The organism is Verruconatronum alginivorum (assembly GCF_056590205.1).
Window position 1 is genome coordinate 3,392,934 of sequence record NZ_JBWPVQ010000001.1, and the last position, 15,940, is coordinate 3,408,873.

The window sequence follows — 15,940 nt, forward strand, 5'->3', positions numbered from 1 at the left end:
TAACGATGTCCTCAGGTAAACTGTTACCGATGTCCTCGGATCGAACGCGCCGCCCCAACGGATTCCCTCCAGAGGTGGCCGCTTTTGAGTTGCACTATTCCTGGCGGTGGACAGTTTCGAAGCGCTATGAAAAAATATAACGTTTACCTAAAGGGCCGCACGACAATAACTGTGCAGGCGTCGGAAATATACAGAGTGACCGAAGGCGTAGTTATCCTCCGGACTGCTCAAGGCGAAGTTGTCGCCGTTTTCCCAGTGTCTGATTTGATAGGAATCGTTGAAGCGGAATCACAAATTGGGGACTGAACAGGGGAGGACGTGGTCAGACTGAGTAATTCAACATTTCAATCACCGATATCGCAATACTCAGTCTGACCCCGTAATCTACCTTCTGTTACTCCTGCAGATATGAAGAAGCCACAAATTCCCGACGAGTTTGCTCAAAATATTGAAGGGTTAAGCGAAGAGTTGCTAGCTTGTTTCAAAGAGCATTTCCTTAAGTTGAAAATTGCCTCTGGCGATCGCAAAGAATATTCACCTGAAGAATTTGAGGCAGAGCTCATACAACACCTTCGGGACGCGATAACACGGGACGCGGAATTTCAGCCCATTATTGATCACACACCTTCACTTTTAGAGAAAGCAAAAGCTTTCTGCGAGCAGGGACATACTGACGAAGCTTTCTTGTATTTTGCAACATGGATTGAGCATACTTTGAACGGTCATCTCGCGATTTATATTGAAGCCGTCGGCGGGACAGACAACGATGAGCGTAGCTTGATTAGAGGAACCGATCTCAAGGCAAAATTGCTTCTCTGTTATTTGCTGTTTCAAAAAGAGCTTCCCGAGAAACAGCTCCTCTCTCAAGTCCAACGGGTTTCCGAAATGAGGAACGCCTTTGTGCACTACAAGTGGCAGTATCGCGGTGATTTCCCGAAATCCGCAAAACAGAAGGAGTGCGCAGTCCTAATGGATGGCATATCTACTGCTCTGAATAACTTCAGGGAGACGGCAATCCTTGGCGGACGAGGAAAGCTACTCAAGCAACTGAAGCGGGCGGGGGATGGGGAAACGTTGTCAGGCTGAGTAACTCGAGATTTCAGTACTGACATCGAAATACTCGGCCTGACCCCGTTTGCGTTCTCTTGGTTAGATGCGAAAATATTCCAATACTTGCCCTGACCCCTTGGTGGATTCCCGAATTCAACTAAATCTGTCAAGAGTCAAGACCTGACGTCTTTCGGCTGACCCTGCAATTGCGTTTCGGGTTTCAAAGCAGGTGAGGAAAATCCGTGCAATAAGCAGGGGAATCGGCGAGGAGAAGATGGGAGGGCGGATTTATTTCACACAAGCAAAGATCCGGGCTGCGCCCGGGGGAAGATATGGAATGAAACTGAGCGCGTCTGTGAGAAGCACAGACGTCAGGTCTTGATCTTTGACAAATTACCGGAGAAGGGCCGAATCCACATGCAACTGCCAAGAGTCAAGACCTGACGTCTTCCGTCCGCTGACGTCTTTCGTCCGCTTCGGAGAAGGGCCGAATTCAGAGGCATCTGTCAAGAGTCAAGACCTGACGTCTTTCGTCCGCTCTGACGTCTTCCGTCCGCTGACGTCTTTCGTCCGCTTCGGAGAAGGGCCGAATTCAGAGGCATCTGTCAAGAGTCAAGACCTGACGTCTTTCGTCCGCTCCGTCATCGCGCTGCGATCTTATCGAAATCGAACCGAAACCGCGAGCACCAAATCCATTAAATGAATACGTTTCCATAGGTCGATTCCGGGCGCAGGAGCTGCTCTTTGCTCTCCAAAGGGCGAGTGGAAGAAAATAATTCCCGCCCGCCAAACGCCCCGTGACGAGCCCGTCAGGCGCGCCCACGGGGCGATATGCCATTATGGAAAAATTTTTTCCAGAAGCAAATAACCTGAACTCGATCAGCAAATGCAACCACGTTTCAGTTACAAACCACATGCAAGCCTCGCCAGCGATCTCCTAGCGCCCCTGTCGTGTAAGATCCGTCCGAATGCCTCCGATCCAACCGGACACCGTTCGAAGATCCAATTCAATACGCATCTGTCAAGAATCAAGACCTGACGTCTTTCGGCTTCTTGACGTCTTTCGGCTTCTTCAAATAGACCGAGTCGTGACCTCGGAATCGAATAGAGGTCTGCTATTCTTTCGCCAGAGCCTTCGTCTCCTCGGCCATTTTTCGAGCCGCACCGGAAATGCGCGATCAGTGTAAAGGGAGTGTCTAATCGATTTCCCATCGCAGGAACGAGCAAACTCTGCGACACATTTCTCTCCAAGCAATCGCTTCCCTTTGACGTTCCATGCTACGACCTGTACGGAAAAGAAGATTTTATTCTCCTCGTCCTCCCCCTGTTCTCGGCACCTCAAGACCTCTGCCAACGGTGTTGATAGATCCCATGAAGCCATTTTGCCTGCTTCGATGACTTTTGGGAGATCCCCCCTTTGAACCTCCGTTTTCTCGAAGAACGATCTTACAAATGTCTTATCGAAATACCCCTCTACAACTATACTGCGTACGAGTAAGGCCCTGGTGCCGAGATTTGCGAGCGCAACCTGAAATATTCCTCTTTCCGAATTAATATCTGCGGCGAGTAAAGTACAGGACGCTGCGTCAACTACCCTTAGATATTGCCAGAAGAAAGATGCCATGGAAACAATCAGAGCAAAAATTGCTACAATTATTGCAGCATGGTCTGTATTATAAACTACTTTTGGCTTTAGGTCATATTCTCCTACCACAACACCGGAAGGTTCCGCCTCTGATACACGCCCCGGCGTTTCAACGTGACCATTCAAGTCGTCAATAGTACCCCATGCCATTATGAGTAGGAAAAGAATAACGAAGGTTCTGATTCTAATTGGGATTGTCATTGATCTTTGATGCAGTTCAGAATGTTCTCTATTTCTCCTTATCCCTGTTTCCTTCTGCTTCTCCTTCAACCTCTTCAGCAGGAGGCGAAAGAGGGGGTCAGGCCGTTGTTCGTTGATTGGCACCTATACCGAATCGCATCTGAGGCACGGTAAGTCGTCCCGCGAGCCCGTGGAATCAGTCAACAAACACCGCTTGACCCCATTTGCCCGCACCCCTTTCATGTTACCTAACCCCGTCGGGCTCTTTCCTCTCGTTCGGTCTGCCTCCGTTACTGCCCCCTGACGCCTCTTCGAGCTCCTTCTGCAGCGGAGCACGCATCGCAAAGTGCCGATAAGTCGATGCGCGCAATAGAAGCAGGCTGCCCCATGCCTGCGCGGGTATAAATAAAAATAACGTGCTCTAAACTTTCCGAAACACTGAATCGCATGTGGGCAATCGCACGGTGCTTCAGTTTACTCAGGCCGTGTTCGAGTATCAGTGGCGTTGGCTGTGCTCCGGGTGGATATGCACCACTCCCATGCGGCTGAGATTCGAAGGCACGAAGGTCTTCGGGCGATGGGGAAAAGACAATGTCTCCGATGGTTTGGTTCATTGCTCTCTCATATGCCGACCCCCGAAAAGTAGAGTTGGCCTTCATTTCATCTCGGTGCCGAAGAAGCTCATTCTGCAGATGATCGAGGATCTCTATCGCTTCTTGGCTCGTCGCGAATGCGTCTTCTCGACGTTCATCCAACCAACTCCTGCAGAATCCATTGGACGCGTCACGGAGCCTGCGAATTCCATCTCGAAGTGATTTCGGTGCTGATTTATTAACAAGAAATTCCATTGTTATCCTTCTGTATTACTTCATCATCGCCTTATAATGCTCGCCGTATCCGCATTTCTCGAAAACAAGTTTAAGTCCACCCATAAAATGGGCGTAATCAAACTCCTTAATATCGAAAATATTCTGACCTAATGAGTGCGATTCTCGGTTCATGTATCGATTAAAACATTTAAATTTATCCTCGGAAAGCTCGGGAAGTTGAAATACGTTATTGAAGTCCCTCTTGCGAACAAATGCAAAGAAGTGCTCAATAATGTTCCTCATGCAATTAGCTATAAGTGCAGGTTGTTGGGTAGAGTCCTTCACGATCGACCAATAAGTTTGATAATCGTTTTGTATTTCCTCATACCGCATATCTTTTATTTCCGTGCCGTTCGCGGTCTTTATAAGACGATGCAATGACTGTCTGGCGTCACGATCCTCCTTTTTGGTGAATGTCAGTTCGTAGAAAAAATACAGGCTATGCGTCAGGACAACAACTTGGGAATATGTAGCACTATTGACAAACTCTCGCTTTATATACTGCCCAATATTAAAAACATAGATATGAGACAAGTTTGAAATTGGATCATCAATGACAACTACTTTATTTTTTTGTGGCAGATTAGGGTCCAGCGTTCCGTGACATCTTTCAATAAAATACAAGAAACTTATTAAGGTCTTCTCTCCCTCGCTTAGCGAACGGAACACACCCTCGTCTTGACCATCTCTCGCCAATCTATACGTTGTTTCGCAAAATTTTTCAATGCGAAATCCTTGCACCCCCAGGTCCGCCAATCTCGAATTTATTGCGTCGACGCACGAATCAACGTTTACTGTTTTCTTTCGAAGGTCACGTAAGTCTTCTCTGATTTGGGATACGCGTGAATTAATATCCCTCATTTCTTTATCGATCTGATTCTTTTCCGATTGATATTCTTTTCGGGCCCTTTCCTCGGATTGCACCGTCTGGTCATACTGCCTCCGCATATGTTGCCAGAACTCATTTTTCACCTCGTTCAAGGATTTTTCACGATTTGCAATTGCTAAATTAAAAATGATAATCTTTTTATTTATCTTTTTAATAATGTTATTTAACGTAGCTACAGCATCCGATACCGGTGATAAGCTTATGCAAATCTGCGGATTGTCGCGTTTATTACTGATCTTTTGAATGTTCGCATCAAGTAAAGACAACAGCTTCTCTGAATTTGCTTTCCATATTTCGCCGTCCTCATCCGAAATGAATTGCGAATCCTCGATCGAAGGTAAATTAAGTAACTCCACCGCTTCCTTATAATTCTCGAGGTAGGTGGAAAGAAGGCCGAGTTCTTTATTATACTTCCCATCGAATACAGATCTGATCGAAGTCAGAAGTTCCTTTGTTATTGTGTTCTGTTGGCAGAATGGACATTCCGAAGAACCATCTTCGACATCCCGAACAAAAGACAGTCCTCGACTGACCCAATCCGAATTATTCAACGTTTCGATAAATTCTGCAACTGGTCCGTCTTTGCTTCCTTGTATGGGCCGTTCTAGAAGAGGATTATTGTCGAATTCGATACCCAGAACTATCTCATCAAATTCAGGAAGTGGCTTGGTATTCTCGTCGGATAAAGCAGTCGCCCGTTCCTTAAGTGTGTCTATCGAATAAGGTGGAGTAGCTTTTGGAAGAGGTATTTGCTTTAAGTAATCGTAAAGACGCTCCTTTCGCATTAAGCCTGTGATGCAATATTCCAGTATGCGATCCCCCCCGGCGTAGGTGGTCTTTATCTCCCAAACTTTCTCGATCGAACCAGAACGAACTTTCTCGTAATTCGAATCGCACGAAGTCGAGGCTTGGGTCCTTTGGGTTAGCCGGTCGAGCGCTTCCTTCTCCTCACCCTCCTTTATCTTTATCTTACCTTTAATATCTTTATTCTCTTTGGAAAGAGTAAACACCCCTTTAAGGGACCCATCTTCATAGAAGTAGTCTTCAATAAATTGATGATTATAAACAAGTATATCCAAATCGCCAGTTACCTGATGGGAACACAAGGAGAACTCTTTATTCTTCGGGTCATAAAGATAGTTAGATAACGTGCTTTTTCCTGATCCATTGAGGCCATAGAAAAGGCAAACATCCTTAGCTAGTTGGATTCGGACAGGTGATTTGTAGCACGCTACTTCGGTTAGGGTAATTTCTTTTATCACAGTAATAGGATTTGAACGTAATAGAGGGGGAGTGGCTTATTAAATGCGGCGTCTTTCACGCCGAATACCTCCCATCCTCCACCTCATGCGCGTGGCCGAGGGCTTGGAGGCTTTCGAGGATGGCCTCGATGCGATCCTTGCGAGCACCTTTAAAAAGTTTGGCGATCGCGGGGGCGTTGGCTGGGGCGGAGAGGGATTCGAGGGCGAAGCGGACGGCTGCGATCTGGTTAGCTAATTCCTTGGGCCAAGGAATTGCTGTTCTTTGTTGTGAGCCTTTGGCCGTTCTTGGTTCTTGGTTCTTGGTGCTTGGTTGGGAAGTTCCTTCCAATTCAGTTTGTGTGAACGCGGCGTGTGGCGCCTGGTAATCGGGACGGAGCCAGCGGATGAAGCCGCGCTTTTCTTCGTCGGCGCGTTCGTGGTTGAGGGCGACGAGGCGAGGAGAGGTCCGAATGCGGAAGTGAGAATTTCGAATATGCGAAACCTTCCTCCTGCAATAATTCGACATTTGAAGTTCGAACTTTGGACTTTCTCTGGTCGTGGATCGTTCGGACTGGGGCGAAATGTTCATGCGGAGAGAGTTAGAAGATAAATCCTTGAGGGGGAAAGAAAAAAGAGGGGGAGAGGTGAAGAGAGGAAGGGAGGAGGAGAGAAAGGGGAGAAAGGGGAGAACGTTCAACTTTCAACGTCCAAAGCGGGGAAGGGAGGGGAGAAGAGAGGGAAGGTGAGAGGAAGCAGGGAGGGAGGGGAAGGTCGGAGGTGGGTGCGGTTGGATTTAAGATGTCGAAGAGGCTTCGCGGGGGGCATTGGTGCTTGTTTCTCGCCGGAACTTTCTTGGTGTGGCATCCCGGTTCTGGTGGTCGGCCGATTCTTTTTGGTGATGATTCGGCCGTTCCTACTGGCCGGTTTAATCGCTCCTACCGGTCGTTTGGTGGTTCCTACCGGTCATTTCGTGGTTCCTGCTGGTTGTTTCGGGCGTTCCTACTGATCGTTTTGTGATTCCTACTCGTCGTTTCATCGCTCCTACCGGTCGTTTGACCGGTGGGGTGTGTGAGTAGTGGGGTTGGCTCCGCCGCCCCATTCTCCAAAAAGTTCGAAAACCCGGATCGACAACCCCGCCCTCGACGTGGGAGATCAATGCCGTTGGTGGCACCCATGGCCGCTGCTGTCGGGCGGCGGAGCCAACCCGATTACGAAAGAGTTCGCGAATCCGCGGTCCCTCCCTCTCAAGAGGGATGACACACCCCACCATGCTTGCGCATGGTCCCCCCCTCTCAAGAGGGGATCTATCATAATGTTCCCCTCTGGAGAGGGGGGGACCGCTCGCTAGAGTGGTGGGGTGTGTTTCCAGGGTGGTCCGATCGCTGCAAGTCCTCAGAACCGCATCATCAGGCCGACCTTGACGGACAGATATCCGAAGTTGTCGAATACATCGTTGCGAAATCCTTCGTATGTGTTTCGTTGATACATGGTTCCCCCGACGCCGGCCTCGCCGAAAACATTGATCCCTTTTGCTCTTCCAACCGCGACGCCAAGGCCGGTGTAGGCGGTGAACCCGTTGAGGCGATCCGAAGTGATCCGGTCGCCGTTTGTTGGAACCGGGCTCCGGTATCTCCAGTAGAGGGGTTGCCAGGCGAGGCTCGCGGCAACGTAGGGGCTCAGGAACACATGGGGGTCATTGATGTAACGCCGGTGTGGCGCAACCGCCAAGAAAGAGGAGGGCGATCACACACCCCACCATGCTTGCGTATGGTCCCTCTCTTTCAAGAGGGGATCGGCGGGAAAAAGTTCCCCTCTGGAGAGGGGACCGCTCGCCAGAGCGGTGGGGTGTGTTGTCGTGCAGATTCGGCGGGCGCCAAGGGGCGGGTCGATGAATGCTTGGCTTCATCGCTACGAAGAGGGATTCGATACTTTGGGGTGGATCGAAATCGGCTTAGGCATGCGAATTCGGCTTCTGGAAAATGGTCGGGGTGACAGGATTCGAACCTGCGACCTCTACGTCCCGAACGTAGCGCTCTACCAAGCTGAGCCACACCCCGATTTTCCAAGCGGAAAAGCCTTTTACCTTGTCGCATGGGGATGGGGTTGCAAGTCCATTTTCCAACTTTCTCGCATTCGTTTCGAACCCGGAGTAAATCAGGTTCGGCTCATGCAATCGCATTGGCTCAGACCACAGGTCACAGACAGGAATGTCTGTGTCACGATGGGTCAGTCGAGGAGAATGCGGGATCGATACTCCAGGCGGCCGCGGCAGCCGGGGTCGTAGGTGAAGAGCGCGCCGTCGTCGGTCCCTTTTTCCGGGTCGCCGCCGCCGGTGGTGATGTAGAGCCGGTCCATTTCGGGGCCGCCGAAACAGAGGGAGGTGACCATTTCGACCGGCAGGGGGATTTTGTCCACGACTTTGCCGTCGGGCGAGTGACGGAAGATCGCGCCGCCTCCCGCCCGGGCGGACCAGAGGTGGCCGGTTTCGTCGATAGTCAGGCCGTCGGGAAGTCCTTCTTCTTCGGGGCCTTCGAAAATCGTTTCACGGTCGGTGAGTTCGCCGGTGACGCGGTCGTAGCGGAAGCGGTAAAGGGTCCGGTTCGGGGAACAGGTGTAATAGAAGGTCTTCTCGTCACGGGTGAAACCCATGCCGTTCGGGATGGCGCAACCCGTGAAGAGCGGATGGATCGTGCCGTCGGGATCGAGGCGGATCAGGCCGCCGTGTTCGGGGTCGTCGGCGAGGCGGGTGGCGTAGACGCGACCGGCCGGGTCGGCGATGACGTCGTTGAAGCGGTTGGCTCCGTCGCGGGGATATTCGATCAGCGGAATCACGTGCCCGTCGGGATAAAACCGGGCGATGTCGTGGACGCGGAAAAGGAGGAGGGTGCCGTCGGCTTGCTGGGTGAAGCCGCCGACCGGCGGGCCGTCGTAGATTTGGGTGACTTTGCCGGTCCGGGGCTCGAGTTTGTAGAGTTTGCCTGCCGGGATGTCGGTCCAGTAGAGCGCTTCGTGGGCGGGATCCCAGAGCGGATTTTCTCCGGTTTGGCAGTGGCGGTTGGCGATGGGTTGCGGTGCTGCTGGCATGACACTCCTTTCGTTTCGGTGACTCAGTCGCGGTCGGGCTCGGTCTTCCGCGGTCCGGCTAAAAGATAACCGAAGACAAAGGTGATTGTCGAGCCGAGCGGCGCATACCATGGCCAGGCGATCCGGCGTTTGATTTCCAAACCGGTTTCGGGATCGGTTCCGCCCGGGAGATATCCCCACCATTTCAGGGCGAGCACCACGAGGAGGGCGAGGAGGAGGTAGGTGGTTTTGGGGAGATAGATCCGTTGTTCGGCGGAGGGCAATTGCAGGAGGGTGGCGATCCAGAGGGTGAGCAACAGCGCCGCGCCGATCCCGACCGTCCAATAGGCCCATGGTTGGAACCAGGCGATCGCCAGCACCGCCAGCACGCCGATCGGGGCCGACCAGAGGAAACCGCGCCCGTTGATGTTCAGGCGTTCCGCGAAGAAGGCGAGGAAAAATCCGGCCATCAATCCGCCGCCGACGTAGCCGGCCATGCTCAGGGCCAGGCCGAGGAGGTGGTTGTAATGTCCCGCCGCCAAGTGGGCCACGTAGGCCATCAGGCAGAGGACCACGCCCCAGACGACCACGATGATGCGGGAGACGAAGACGGTCCGGCGGTCTTCTCCGGGGCCGGGACCGCCGGAGCGGGCGAGGTGGCGTTCCCGCCAAGGGAGGTAGAAAGCGGACATGGAGGTTTGGGAGAGGGCGGCGAGGATCGAATCGAGGCTGGAGATCGCCGCGGCGAAAATACCGGCGATGATCAGTCCGGTGACTCCGGCAGGGATCACGGTGAGGATGAAAATCGGGAAAATGCGGTCGCCGCTTTCCTGGTAGGCGGCGAGGGCCTCGCCTTCGAGGGGGAAGTGGGTGTAGTAGGCGTAGAGACCGACGCCGACGAAGAGGACCAGGACGGTCACGCCGATTCCGGCCCAGCTGGCGATGATCGCTTTGCGGGCGTCGCGTTCGTTGCGGCAGCAGAAGAGCCGTTGGGTCATCAGCTGGTCGGTGCCGTAGGCTCCGATGTTGCCCCAGGTGGCGGCGATGGCGGCGGTCCAGATGGTGAATTGTTCGGTCGGGCTGAAACTGAATTCCCAGAGTTCGAATTTCCCGGCGGCGCGGCCGAGTTCGATCACCTCGGTGAAACCGCCCGGGACGTGGAAGGCGATGGTCACGAGCGCGGCGATGCCTCCGCCGAGGAAAACGAAGAAAAGCAGGACATCGGTCCAGATGACGGTGGCCATGCCGCCCATCAAAGTCCAACCGATGGATACGACGCCGATGATGGCGATGGCGGCGACCAGCGGGGGAATGCCGGTGGCGGTTTGGAGCGAGGCGAGCGGTTCGTGGAGGACGAGGGACAGGATGATCGCGGTGAGATAGACCCGGGCGGATTGGGCGAGCATGCCGCCGAGGGAGAAGAGGGCGGTGGTCAGGGCGCGGACCCGATGGCCGAGTTGGTGGCCCATGTAGTCGTAGGGGCTGTAGATCTCGCGTTTGTAATAGGCGGGAACGAGGACGTAACCGACGACGAGGCGGGCGAGAAGGGCGCCGACTAGGCCGAGTTGGAGGTAAGTGAAGTTGCCTCCCGGCTGGAAGACGACGAACGGGACGCTGACGAAAGTGATGGCGCTGATCTCGGTGGCGATGACCGAACCGGAGACGGCGGGCCACGGGAGTTTTCGTCCGGCGAGGAAGAAATCCTTGATGTTCTGTTGTTTGCCTGCGAGCACACCGCCGACGACAGTGGTCACGAGGAAGTAGCCGAAAACGACCGCCCAGTCCAGCGCGGTGAACCGGCCGCCCAAATCGCCGACCGCCCCGGCGATGTCCGCGAAAATGAAAGAGAAAATCACGCCTCAGGGTGCGCGCTTCGCGCGCGATAGACGATAGCAAATAGCAAATAGACGATAGCAATTGTCGAACAGACGAACGATAGACGGCAGGTGGCGGTGCTGGCGCGATTGAAAGTGGTGGGGAAAACAGACAACCGTCTGTCATTGCGAGGAGGGAGGAACGACTGACGCGGCAATCCACCTTCCGGGAAAGGGGGCGCGGGTCGCTGTTTCGTGGATTGCTTCGTCGGCGGAGCCTCCTCGCAATGACACGATGGGTAATCCCACCACTTCTGATTACATGGCTCCGGCGATGCCGCGGTTGGAAAAAGGGATTGAAGTCGTGAGGCTGGTCGGGTGACTTCGGGGGATGGCTGAGCAGGATATTGTCGAACTTTTGCGGCGGAATGGGGTGATCGCTCCGTGGCGGCTGCGGTTGGCGCAGTGGGTGGAGTCGAAACGGATCCAGACCTTTGTGATTGTGGTGATTCTGGTGAACGCGGTGATTCTCGGGTTGGAGACCGATGCGGGGATCATGGCGAGTCCGTGGGGGCCGTGGTTGGTGTTGGTCGACCGGATCTGTTTGGCGATCTTCATCGTTGAGCTCGGGTTGAAGATCGCCGCCTTCCGGTGGGTGTTTTGGCGAAGCGGCTGGAATGTGTTCGATTTTCTGGTGGTGGCGGTCGCCTTGGTGCCCGGGGGCGGGGCTTGGGCGGTGTTGCGGTCGCTGCGGGTGTTGCGGGTGTTGCGGTTGCTCACGATGATTCCGTCGCTACGGCGGGTGGTGGCGGCGTTCATTCATTCGATCCCGGGGCTCAGCGGGGTGGTGATGATGATGGCGATCTTCTTTTTCACCGCCGGTGTCTTGTCGACCAACCTGTTCGGAGAGACTCATCCGGAATGGTTCGGCTCGCTGGGACGGAGTCTTTATACGCTCTTCCAAATCATGACCTTGGAAAGTTGGTCGATGGGAATTGTCCGTCCGGTGATGGAGGCACATCCGCTGGCGTGGGGCTTTTTTATTCCATTTATTATCGTCGCGACGTTCACAATTTTGAACCTTTTCATCGGAATCATTGTCACCACGATGCAAGAGCTGAACACTCTGCCGGTGCCGAATCTGTCAAAAACGGAATTGATGGAGACGGTGGAGCGGATGGCGGATGATTTGAAGCGGCTTCGTTCGGCGCTGGGGGAGAAACCGCCAGAGGGGGAGTGACGGTCAAATTGACTGATTCTCCGGGAGGGGAAGCCGGGGACGCTTGTGTTTAGGCCACTTCCAGGCGACGGGAAACCGTTGAAACCTTGGTCAACGATTGAACGAATTCCCGTTGTCTCATCCCCCCTCGGTGAATTGATTACTCCCTTAATGTGAAGTCGCTGACTCCCTTCTCTTCATCCCGAGTCGACTAAACGAAGAGAACCAGGCGGGTCTGTCAGTCGTTGAATCCCTTTTGTTGAAATTATGATATTTGGAAGGAAGTCGAAGGACCGGAACAACGGAAATGGTTTTGTCGGAAGCGTGGCGCTTCGGTCGGTCATCGGGGCGATGGCGCTTTCCTTCGGCTTCGTCGGCTGTGGCGGCGATCAAACCGGCGGGGAAGCCTGGCAGGATCGCGGCGAGGGCAGTGAAGTCCGGCGGACGGTTGCTCCGGTTTCGATCCAGCGGGCGTCGTTTGATTCTTCGCGAATTGAAGGGATGACGCTGACGGAGGTGGTGGCAGCCCGGGCGGAACACCCGGGCTTGGAGCCGGTGATCGAGAAAGTGGTGTATTCGCGGTTTCCTTACGGGATCAAGATGATCGACGACGGGATGGAGTGGGAGTTGACCTATCATTCCAGCGAGACCGCCGCTCCAGTGATCTCTCCGGACGGCACCCGGGCGTTGTTTACCTTTCCGAAAGGGGAAGAGGATGCGCTTTGGGTGATCGGACTCGATCCTGGAAGCCGGGCCGAGCCGCTGGGGGAAGGCTCGCAGGGGAGTTGGTTGCCTGATGGGGATGGAATCGTGTTCCAGCGTGGCGGGGCGATCTATCGGCGCGGATTGAATGGAGGCTCCGAGGAGCGGATCAGTCCAGACGGATTGGAGAATTGCGCCTGGCCGGTGGTTTCCCCGGATGGGGCAACGGTGATGTTTGTCGCCGGAGGCGAAGCCGATGGCACCGGTCAACGTGCGCTTTACCTGGCCGATGCGAACGGAGGAGGCGAGAGCCGCAGCGTGGTCGAAGGGGCTATCGGAAGCCGGCCGGCCTGGTCGCCCGACGGAGGCGCGATCGCTTATCAAGATGGCTCGCGAATCTTTTTAACCGATGTTGAAGGGCGGGAGAGACGTCCGCTCACTGACGAAGGGGGATACCAATCGTTTCCGGTTTGGTCGACCGATGGCGGCGGGGTCGCTTACAATCATTCTCCCCGGCCGGAGGGCCCTTGGCGGTTGCGGGCGGTCGACGTGGCGGGGGCCCATCGTTCGGTCTTGGTGGAAGTGGCGATGGAGCAATTCGACCGGGAGGAACCGCGTCAGGAAGACATGGACCCGGGGGCTGGAATTGTTTGGCAGGCTGGGAACAATGGCTCCGCGACGGCCCCGGCGGCGGGCTTGCATTATCTCGCGGAAGGGGGCGAGGCCGCGCTTGCGCTCAGTTCCGATCTGAAGGTGGAGTTGTTCAGCGAACGGGCGGAGTTGCTCGAGGGAGCGGAAAAGTCCGGGCATCATTTGACGCTGGCCTTGGCCGACGGAGAGACGGTGTCGGTCTGGGCGGATGCTGAATTCTTCGTGGCGCCGGACCGTTTGGGCGACGACCTGATTTTCGAGGTTGGTTCCCTCAATGGGGAGGAGCTGAATCTGAGTCACGGGTCGTATGTTTTGGCGATGTTGGAGGGAGGTAACGGCATCGCGGTTTTGGCTGCTCCGGACGGGGAGATCCGTCTGCGGAAGGCAAGCGACGGCGATGGCGTGCGGGTCGATTTGTCTGGTGAAGGGGCGGTGTACGTCGGATTGCTCTCGGCCGGAGAAGGTAAGACCTGGTCGAAACGAAACGGCAGTTGGGAGCCTCCCTTCAAGGCGGTCTGGCGGGTCGCCGGACGCGACGGCGACAAGCACGCGGCCCGGATGGCGGTCTTTGGCGAAGGAGAAACCGCGGGGGATGTCCGCCGGTTGGTGGAGGCGGTTCGGAAGCATTCCGGCAGTCCGGCGGTGATTTATCCGTTCGAGCGGACCAGTGATACCTCGCTTCACCTGGTGACGGTTTCCGACCTGCTGCATCAGGCGCTTGGGCGGGCCCGGGCCGAGGAAGCATTGCAGCGCGCCGCGGTGGCGAATTTCGTGACTTCGGAACGTTGGACCACGTTTCCGACGGTCGACAAGACCCTCGACATGATGCATCGGGCGCACATTTCACCGACGGTGATGGCGGGCGGATTCTATGCCGAGATCCCGGAAGACGTGGCCAATTGGGCCGACGATATGGCGGCACTGTTCGCGTTGAAAGATCAGCGGATCGAGGAGTATGCCGAATTCGTCTCATTTTTGGAAGCGAACGGCAACGGCGGGGAATCGATCGCCCGGCACCGGGGGAAGCTCAAGGAATTGGTGGAGAAACGAGATCAGCTGGTGTCACGTGACGAGCTCGACGGCCGGTTTTCCGAACTGAAGAACGGCGACCTTTCCCGGCAACGGGTCTTGAACCGCTGGGTCCCGGAAGTCCGCCAGGCGGCCGCCACCCGGACTGAACTCCTGCAACAATACCGGCAGACCGTCCGGCAATTGCGCACCGACTTGAATCTCGCCGTGGCCCAAAATGCCGGCGGCGATAGCGACGCCCTGCTCGAGATCCGGCGGCGGGCCGACGAACTGCTCTCCGGCCGAATCCTGGCCGAGGAGGATTGGCGCGGCGAGGCGGTGGTCCGGCCTTACTTCGATCTCGCCCCGGCGACCGCTCTCGCGGGGGACCTGCGGCACGGCAATGTCCAGCGACCGAACACGATCCGGCACGACCGGACCCCGCGGATGTGGTGAGCGACGTTCCATCCGTGACTGGAAATCAATTTAACGACACAACCGACAACCATCCTTCAATTATGAAAACACTTATCTCACACTCCACTTTGATTGAAAATCTTTTGAAGCGCTCGGCGGCCGTTTCCCTCATGGCGGCAGGAACCCTGTTTCTCTCCGGTTGCGGAGCGCAGGAGACGGCCTCGGCCCAAGGCGAAGGCGACCAGGAGGGCGGCGGAATCGAAGAAGTCGAATCGGAAAGCGGCGTGGCTATGATCCGGCTTCCGGGCGGTGAGTTTCGGATGGGCGACGACCGGGGGGGCGAAGGGGAGCAGCCCCGCCAAGTGCGGGTCGATTCGTTTTATATTGGGAAATATCCGGTCACCCAGGAACTCTTCCAGCGGGTGATGGGGGAGAATCCGTCGAACCGGAAGAACCCGAACAATCCGGTCGAGCAGGTCCGGTGGTCGGACGCGGTCCGTTTCTGCAACGCGCTCTCGGAGAAGGAGGGGTTGGAGCCGGTTTATGACCTTGACGATTGGTCGATCAATTACGAAGCCAACGGCTACCGGTTGCCGACCGAGGCCGAGTGGGAGTATGCGGCGCGCGGGGGCACGACGACCCGGTTTTTCTTCGGCGACGACCCGAACCGCCTCGGCGATCACGCCTGGTTTGCGGCGAATTCGGGGGGGCAGCCCCGTCCGGTCGGCCGGAAGCGGGCCAATCCATGGGGATTGCACGATATCCTTGGCAATGTTTGGGAGTGGACCAACGACTATTTCGAGGCCGTTCCGAATGGCACCGACAACCCCCGCGGCCCGGAGTCCGGCGACGAGCGGGTGGTGCGGGGCGGTGCCTGGGATTCCCGCGGCGAGCGGTTGGCGGTGTTTCACCGGCATTCGGAGGAACCCGGTTACGCCGATGTTTGCGTCGGATTCGATGTTTACGGGTTCCGCTTGGCCCGCAACGCGAACTAACCCTGTCCTGTTGATTTGAATACGAACATCATGGTTTTCCGTCGGAAACGAACTTTAGTCGGAGGGTATCCGAAAAGGGTTGCGGCCGTTCGCTTGGCTGAAACAGCGGGGACACACCCCACCATGCTCGCGCATGGTCCCCCCCTCTCAAGAGGGGAATGGCTTACAAAAAGATCCCCTCTCGAGAGGGGGGGACC

At 55.5% G+C, this 15,940-nt stretch carries 11 protein-coding genes and 1 tRNA gene; 5 read left to right on the top strand and 7 right to left on the bottom strand.

Annotation, left to right across the window (positions count from 1 at the left end; genetic code table 11):
- Nucleotides 1-408: 408 nt before the first annotated feature.
- Entirely contained in the window at nucleotides 409-1,086 is a 678-nt protein-coding gene (locus ACWUI2_RS12075; protein WP_486983099.1) for a hypothetical protein, read from the top strand.
- A 1,036-nt stretch (nucleotides 1,087-2,122) separates the two neighbouring features.
- Here ACWUI2_RS12075 and ACWUI2_RS12080 read toward each other — a convergent pair.
- The 3 genes from ACWUI2_RS12080 to ACWUI2_RS12090 form a co-directional block, all read right to left on the bottom strand.
- Nucleotides 2,123-3,019 (bottom strand): hypothetical protein, encoded by an 897-nt coding sequence (locus ACWUI2_RS12080; protein ID WP_486983100.1) that lies wholly within the window; start codon nucleotides 3,017-3,019, stop codon nucleotides 2,123-2,125.
- Between the two features lie 146 nt (nucleotides 3,020-3,165).
- Entirely contained in the window at nucleotides 3,166-3,723 is a 558-nt protein-coding gene (locus tag ACWUI2_RS12085) for a hypothetical protein (RefSeq protein WP_486983101.1), read from the bottom strand.
- A gap of 15 nt (nucleotides 3,724-3,738) precedes the next feature.
- Entirely contained in the window at nucleotides 3,739-5,895 is a 2,157-nt protein-coding gene (locus tag ACWUI2_RS12090) for an AAA family ATPase (RefSeq protein WP_486983102.1), read from the bottom strand.
- A gap of 85 nt (nucleotides 5,896-5,980) precedes the next feature.
- On the opposite strand from ACWUI2_RS12090, the gene ACWUI2_RS12095 reads away from it, so the two are divergent.
- Nucleotides 5,981-6,130: a hypothetical protein gene (locus tag ACWUI2_RS12095; protein WP_486983103.1), complete on the top strand. Its 150-nt coding sequence runs from the start codon at nucleotides 5,981-5,983 to the stop codon at nucleotides 6,128-6,130.
- A 1,136-nt stretch (nucleotides 6,131-7,266) separates the two neighbouring features.
- Here ACWUI2_RS12095 and ACWUI2_RS12100 read toward each other — a convergent pair.
- From ACWUI2_RS12100 to ACWUI2_RS12115, 4 genes are all read right to left on the bottom strand, one after another.
- Entirely contained in the window at nucleotides 7,267-7,602 is a 336-nt protein-coding gene (locus ACWUI2_RS12100) for a hypothetical protein (RefSeq protein WP_486983104.1), read from the bottom strand.
- 252 nt (nucleotides 7,603-7,854) lie between these two features.
- Nucleotides 7,855-7,931, bottom strand: a tRNA-Pro gene (locus tag ACWUI2_RS12105).
- Between the two features lie 169 nt (nucleotides 7,932-8,100).
- Nucleotides 8,101-8,958, bottom strand: coding sequence for an SMP-30/gluconolactonase/LRE family protein (locus tag ACWUI2_RS12110; RefSeq protein WP_486983105.1), 858 nt, complete (start codon nucleotides 8,956-8,958; stop codon nucleotides 8,101-8,103).
- Between the two features lie 23 nt (nucleotides 8,959-8,981).
- Complete coding sequence (locus ACWUI2_RS12115) at nucleotides 8,982-10,793, bottom strand: sodium:solute symporter family transporter (protein ID WP_486983106.1); 1,812 nt, start codon at nucleotides 10,791-10,793, stop codon at nucleotides 8,982-8,984.
- 349 nt (nucleotides 10,794-11,142) lie between these two features.
- Here ACWUI2_RS12115 and ACWUI2_RS12120 point away from each other — a divergent pair, with 349 nt between their 5' ends.
- The 3 genes from ACWUI2_RS12120 (at nucleotide 11,143) to ACWUI2_RS12130 (ending at nucleotide 15,743) form a co-directional block, all read left to right on the top strand.
- Nucleotides 11,143-11,991, top strand: a complete 849-nt coding sequence (locus ACWUI2_RS12120) for an ion transporter (protein ID WP_486983107.1) — start codon at nucleotides 11,143-11,145, stop codon at nucleotides 11,989-11,991.
- Nucleotides 11,992-12,237: 246 nt separating this feature from the next.
- Nucleotides 12,238-14,787, top strand: a complete 2,550-nt coding sequence (locus tag ACWUI2_RS12125; RefSeq protein ID WP_486983108.1) for a TolB family protein — start codon at nucleotides 12,238-12,240, stop codon at nucleotides 14,785-14,787.
- Between the two features lie 62 nt (nucleotides 14,788-14,849).
- On the top strand, nucleotides 14,850-15,743 hold the full coding sequence (locus ACWUI2_RS12130) for a formylglycine-generating enzyme family protein (protein ID WP_486983109.1): 894 nt from the start codon (nucleotides 14,850-14,852) through the stop codon (nucleotides 15,741-15,743).
- Nucleotides 15,744-15,940 lie beyond the last annotated feature (197 nt).